General features: G+C 45.9%; 5 protein-coding genes. 3 read left to right on the top strand and 2 right to left on the bottom strand.

Features of this window, described 5'->3' with window-relative positions; translation table 11 throughout:
- Positions 1-243: 243 nt before the first annotated feature.
- Complete coding sequence (locus tag IQ13_RS13680) at positions 244-1,785, top strand: beta-N-acetylhexosaminidase (RefSeq protein WP_144886933.1); 1,542 nt, start codon at positions 244-246, stop codon at positions 1,783-1,785.
- Positions 1,786-1,849: 64 nt separating this feature from the next.
- Here the strand turns inward: IQ13_RS13680 and IQ13_RS13675 are convergent, their stop codons facing one another.
- Together IQ13_RS13675 and IQ13_RS13670 are read right to left on the bottom strand one after the other, a co-directional pair.
- Positions 1,850-2,986, bottom strand: a complete 1,137-nt coding sequence (locus tag IQ13_RS13675; protein WP_144886932.1) for an acyltransferase family protein — start codon at positions 2,984-2,986, stop codon at positions 1,850-1,852.
- A 419-nt stretch (positions 2,987-3,405) separates the two neighbouring features.
- Positions 3,406-4,059 (bottom strand): DUF2238 domain-containing protein, encoded by a 654-nt coding sequence (locus IQ13_RS13670; protein WP_144886931.1) that lies wholly within the window; start codon positions 4,057-4,059, stop codon positions 3,406-3,408.
- Between the two features lie 53 nt (positions 4,060-4,112).
- On the opposite strand from IQ13_RS13670, the gene IQ13_RS13665 reads away from it, so the two are divergent.
- Both IQ13_RS13665 and IQ13_RS13660 read left to right on the top strand, forming a co-directional pair.
- A complete protein-coding gene (locus IQ13_RS13665) occupies positions 4,113-4,433 on the top strand; it encodes a hypothetical protein (protein WP_144886930.1) in 321 nt (106 codons plus the stop codon).
- A 102-nt stretch (positions 4,434-4,535) separates the two neighbouring features.
- On the top strand, positions 4,536-5,885 hold the full coding sequence (locus IQ13_RS13660) for a glutamine synthetase family protein (RefSeq protein WP_144886929.1): 1,350 nt from the start codon (positions 4,536-4,538) through the stop codon (positions 5,883-5,885).
- Positions 5,886-6,000 lie beyond the last annotated feature (115 nt).

Raw genomic sequence — 6,000 nt, 5'->3', positions numbered from 1 at the left:
CTTCATCTGCGTTTATTTGTGTTCATCTGTGGCCTTCTTCAATACTGTGGATTGTGTTTGTTTGGGTATTGGAATTTGGATTTTATTCTTTTGCTATTGTGTTTTCTTTCTTCGTGCAGCTCCGTGCCTTTGTGTCTCTGTGGTTCAAAAAACCTTTTCGTGTCCTTCGTGTAATTCGTGGCTTTACTCTTCCCCGCCGAAATGCGCAGAACAGCTATTTTTGTCCGGAACAAAATTCTTCCTATGCGTTTACAACGATTGCAATTTGCCGTTGGTGGCCTGCTGCTGTTATGTGCTGTTGCCTGTACCAACAAAGCAACAGAACAGGCCGATGCAGCCCTCAACAATCTTATTCCCAAACCTGTAACGGTTACACGTACAGCCGGTTATTTTCAACCCGATGCACAGATGCAGCTGGTGGTTGCGGCTGCCGATTCGGTACTGCTGCGCAACACAACATTGCTTTCAGCACTTTTTCCATCAACCACGTTTACGTCTGCAACCGAACGGACAGCCGGCAGCAAGGCCATTGTGCTGCAGCTGCTAACCGACGGCTTGCCGGGTAAAGAAGGCTACCACCTAACCATCAGCGATTCGCTGGTACAGTTGCAGGCGCCCACAGCAGCGGGTGTTTTTTATGGACTCCAAACGATCCGCCAGTTACTGCCTGCAACGAAAACAACAGCACAACCCGTGTTGGCGAATTGTACCATCCAGGATTTTCCACGCTTCGCTATCCGTGGTTCTATGCTCGATGTGGCCCGGCACTTTTTCAGCGTAGCAGATGTAAAACGGTATATCGACCTGCTGGCTTATTATAAACTCAATACCCTGCACCTGCATTTAAGCGATGACCAGGGCTGGCGGATCGAAATCAAAAAATGGCCACGCCTTACCGAATATGGCGGCAGCTCGCAGGTGGGTGGTGGTGCCGGTGGTTTTTACACGCAGGAGCAGTTTAAGGAACTGGTGCGGTATGCAGCTGAACGCTACATCAGCATCATTCCCGAAATTGATATGCCGGGGCATACCCATGCAGCGGTGGCGGCTTACCCTGAGCTCAACTGCAACCCGAAAGACACGATCAAAGGATTGTACACCGGTATCGAAGTGGGCTTCAGTACGCTGTGCACCACCAATGAAAAGGTATATGGCTTTATCAACGATGTGGTAGGCGAAATTGCTGCCATCAGCCCATCGCCTTATTTCCACATGGGTGGCGATGAAAGCCTGGTAACGCCTAAAGACGAATACATCAAGTTTGTCAACAGGGTGCAGACGATTATTCAAAGTCACGGTAAACAGGTCATTGGCTGGGACGAAATTGCACAGGCAACCTTATTGCCCGGTACCATTGCCCAGCACTGGAGCGATACCGCCAACCCGGTAAAAGCGGTGGCACAGGGGGCCGATGTGCTCATGAGTCCGGCAAAACGGGTGTACATGGATATGCAATACGATTCCACTACGAAGCTGGGACTTCATTGGGCCGCTTATATTGAAGTGGATGAGGCTTACAACTGGGATCCGGCACAAATAGTAAAGGGTGTACCTGCAGAAAAAATCCTCGGTGTCGTGGCGCCATTGTGGACGGAGACCATTGTTACGATGAAGGATATTGAATACATGGTATTTCCACGACTCACCGGCTATGCAGAAATTGCCTGGTCGAAACAGGAAGGCAGAAACTGGGAAGAATATAAAAACAGACTGGCGCAACATGCTGCGTTTTACAACGCATGGGGCGTGCAGTATTATGCTTCGCCGAAAGTGCCCTGGAAATGAGCGTAGCGTATATGCAAAGAGGCAGGAACATCGTTCCTGCCTCTTTTGTTTTTGTACAACGTGCTTATACTTTGATATAGATTTTTCGTTTGTGCAACACATACCCTACACTCCAGTTGAGCAGCATGTACACAATGGCAAACAGGAACGAACCAAAGTAGGCACCCATTGGTTCAAAAACAGTTTTGTAAATAAAGGGATAAAGATGCGTAGTACTGCCATTGCTTTGTGTAACGGGAATAAACCATAACAGAATAACAGCTACTTCCGACAACAGGTAAATAAACAAGGGGTTTTTGCCAAACACTTCAAAAAACCGGGCGCCCCGTTGCTGTTGTTTGAAATCGATCACATACATAATGCCGGACAGTACCAGGCTGCTTAATCCAACGGTATAACATACATACGAAGAGGTCCATAATTTTTTGTTGATGGGAAACCACCAGTCCCACACATAACCAAGGGCGACCATGCTTATGCCAAACAGCAACAGCTTGCTCAGCATTTCGTACGAAGAGCCTTTTGTCTGGATATGCTTGCCCACCCAATAGCCGGCTATTACATTCACCATGGCGGGGAAGGTGCTCAACAAGCCTTCAGGATCAAACGGAAAACCTTCGCCTTTGTAGAGATGGTTGGGACCCAGCAACCACAGGTCGAGCCGAAGCGCTGCATTAGTTTGCATACTCAGGGGATCGGGGCCGGTACCAAAGCCGATCATTACTGCCCAATACAGCAGCAATACAATTACAGCGAGAATGTACACCCAACGTTCTTTGAGATAGTAAAACAACAATGCTGCAAACAGGTAGCAAAGCGCAATGCGTTGCAATACGCCAAATACCCTTGTGTTGGCAAAGGGCAGGAAGTGCAGGTTACGGTCTGCATCGAGCGATACAAACGGAAACCAGTACATCAGGTAACCCAATAAAAAAATGAGGAAGCTGCGTTTGATGATTTTGAGTAACACCTGTTGCTGTGGCAGCTCCTGCCATTTCACGGCAACAAAGCTCATGGCATTTCCTACCGCAAAAAGAAACGAAGGAAACACCAGATCGGTGGGGGTGAAACCATGCCATGAAGCATGCAGCAAAGGCGCATACGTTGTGGTATAACTGCCCGGCGTGTTTACGATAATCATGAAACAAACTGTAAGGCCACGGAATACATCCAGCGACCGGAAGCGGTTGACGGCAAGCATAAGCAATCGTTGATTTTGGAAATTGAAAATAAGAAAAAGCAGAGAAGGAAGCGCAGGTGAGAAATGGTTAATGCAGGATTTGATTGTTCGCTGCGCTTACAATAGATAGAAACACAGATGACGCAGATTGGTGGGATAGACACAGATTAGATTGCTGCGCTTTGCTTACAATGTTTAACAGAGAGAAATGCGAGAGAGGTCACTCAATGCAGGCAGACGAGAATAACAGAAAACCTTCCTGTCTTTCGTGCCCTGCCCTTCGAAGTTTCAACGTAGAAGGGAATTCGTGGTTTTCTTCATCTGTGTGCATTTGTGTTTATCTGCGGCCTTCTTCAATACTATGTTTTCTTTCTTCGTGCTGCTCTGTGTCTTTGTGTCTCTGTGGTTCAAAGAAATAGTGTGTTCTTGCTGTATTCCTATTACTTTTTCTCTTCGTAAATGTTGAAGATGCGTTTTACCGCCGACACAATTGTTGTTGCAAGTATTGCTCCCGAGAAGGCGAGGAAAATATCTTTCTGCGCATCCCAGATATCGCCTTGTGTACCGAGGTACGCATCGCCCTGTGCTTTGAAAAACACATCGGCTACGGCCCACTCAATCAACTCATAAAAGGCACTGATGGAAAGCGTGATCTCAATCGGTAATATCCACGATACGAGTTTGGGATAACCGATCCATTTCAAAAAAAGTTCACGCATCGGATACGCTAATAAAAAACCAAAACTGAAATGCACAATCCGGTCGTAGTGATTCCGCTCGGTATGAAACACCTCTTTCAACCAATAACCAAACGGGTTTTCGGCATAGGTATATTTCGATCCATACACATGCAGACAGAGATACACGCAAACTAACAAATAACTCAAATCGCTGAATTTGTAGTAGCGGTAGGTGAACAACAAGAAAGCTAAAAACAGAAATACGAGAGTGTTTTCAAGTAACCAGTTGTTCATATCTGTAGTGCCAACCAGTGTGCTGATCCAGATGCCGGTGAAAACAACAATAAAAATCCAGAGCCAGTAATTTTTTTGTAACGGTGTGCGGTAGTTAGAAATAGCGAGACTGAAGGGCATGTGGTTTAGGTTTTGCAGCAAGATAAAGAACTAAGAGTTTAAAAAAGGGGAAAATGGAAAAGAAGATTGTTCGCTTCGCTTGCAATGAAGAGATAGAATCACGGATGACGCTGATTGGAGGGATGAACACAGATTTGATTGCGGCGCTTTGCTGGCAATGGATGAACCATAAAGGCACGAATAACACGAAGCAGTACAAAGGGTTCGCTTTGCTTATAATTTTTAAACACAGAGATGCAGAGAGCGCTGAGGCTTGCCAGTCAGGCCGCTTTGTGCAGCCAGACAAAGTGAGTGGAAAATCTTTTCGTGGTTTTCTTTATCTGCGTGCATTGGTGTTCATCTGTGGCCTTCTCAGATGCAGAGCGTTGAGTTAGTCTTTGTGCAGCTTCATGTTCTTCGTGGTTCAACCAAACAATCTTTTCACTTTGAAATACCCCTTTTAAGCCACAACTTTGTAAACACTTAAAAACAGGTTCATGACGAAAGATGAATTGATACAATACCTGAACGAACACAATGCCGAACAGGTGAAGTTTGCCTTTGCAGACATTGATGGCATATTGCGTGGCAAAGTCATCAGCAAACAAAAACTGCTCGATACACTCGAAAGCGGTATCGGCTTTTGTGATGTGGTGTTTGGCTGGGACAGTAACGATGCTGCTTACGATAACGTACAACTAACGGGCTGGCATAGTGGCTATCCTGATAAACAGGTGCATATCGATTTATCTACGTTGCGTACTATCCCCTGGCAAAACGATTTGCCTTTTTTCTTAGCGGATTTCAGCAAGAGCAAGGTAGCTGCCTGCAGCCGTTCGCTGTTGAAGAAGGTTGTGCAGGAATGTGCAGACATGGGCTATCATGCCGAGTTTGCACAGGAGTTCGAATGGTTCAACTTTAATGAAAGTCCGCACAGTCTGCAACAGAAACAGTTTGTACAACCCGAGCCGTTTACCACAGGCATGTTTGGTTATTCCATTCTGCGTACATCCTTACAGAGTGATTTTTATTTCGACCTCATTGACCTGCTCAACAAATTCAACATACCAATAGAAGGAATACATACCGAGACTGGTCCGGGAGTGTACGAAGCAGCCATTGTACACGATAACACATTGGCCGCTGCTGATAAAGCAGTGCTGTTTAAAACAGCCGTGAAAGAGATTGCATATAAACATGGCATCATGGCATCCTTCATGGCCAAGTGGAACGAACAGTTGCCGGGATGCAGCGGACATGTGCACCAAAGCTTGTGGAACCCTGCTACGAAAGAAAATCTGTTTTACAGTGAAGAAGGAAAACATCACATGAGTCAGTTGATGGAACATTATGTAGCTGGTCTGCTGTATTGCTTACCACATGTGTTGCCGATGTATGCGCCCACCATCAACAGTTACAAACGATTGGTGGAAGGTGCATGGGCACCCACAACAGTAACATGGGGAGTTGATAACAGAACAACAGCAGTACGAGTATTGCATCCAACCATTAAAAACACAAGAGTGGAGATGCGTGTGCCCGGCAGCGATACCAATCCGTATTTAGCAATCGCTGCATCGCTTGCTTCGGGTTTGTATGGCATCAAACATCAACTGCCGTTAAACATCGAAGCAACAAAAGGAAATGGCTATGCCGATAAAAGCAACGGTGTATTACCATCGAACCTGTTAGAAGCAACCACCCATATGCAACACTCATCGGTTGCAAAAGATTTGTTTGGCGATGCATTTGTAGAACATTTTACCAATACACGAATGTGGGAGTGCCGTCAATTTGCAAAGCATGTAAGCGACTGGGAGTTGAAACGGTATTTCGAGATTATTTAAGAGGTTGAAAGAGGAAAGAAGATTGACGCTTCGCTTACAATGGATAGATTCGCAGATGACACAGATTGGAGGGATGTACATTGATTTTATTACTCGCAGCGCTCACAATTTTCAA

It is taken from the genome of Lacibacter cauensis (assembly GCF_007830055.1).
GTDB classification, from domain to species: Bacteria; Bacteroidota; Bacteroidia; order Chitinophagales; family Chitinophagaceae; genus Lacibacter; species Lacibacter cauensis.
The sequence above is the reverse complement of the archived record's forward strand: the minus strand, read 5'-3'. Positions and strand labels throughout refer to the sequence as shown.

What these genes read in the sequence shown, in the direction of transcription:
- IQ13_RS13680 (WP_144886933.1), top strand. Translation starts at nt 244, where the DNA reads ATGCGTTTACAACGATTGCAATTTGCCGTTGGTGGCCTGCTGCTGTTA.
- IQ13_RS13675 (WP_144886932.1), bottom strand. Translation starts at nt 2,986, where the DNA reads ATGCTTGCCGTCAACCGCTTCCGGTCGCTGGATGTATTCCGTGGCCTT.
- IQ13_RS13670 (WP_144886931.1), bottom strand. Translation starts at nt 4,059, where the DNA reads ATGCCCTTCAGTCTCGCTATTTCTAACTACCGCACACCGTTACAAAAA.
- IQ13_RS13665 (WP_144886930.1), top strand. Translation starts at nt 4,113, where the DNA reads ATGGAAAAGAAGATTGTTCGCTTCGCTTGCAATGAAGAGATAGAATCA.
- IQ13_RS13660 (WP_144886929.1), top strand. Translation starts at nt 4,536, where the DNA reads ATGACGAAAGATGAATTGATACAATACCTGAACGAACACAATGCCGAA.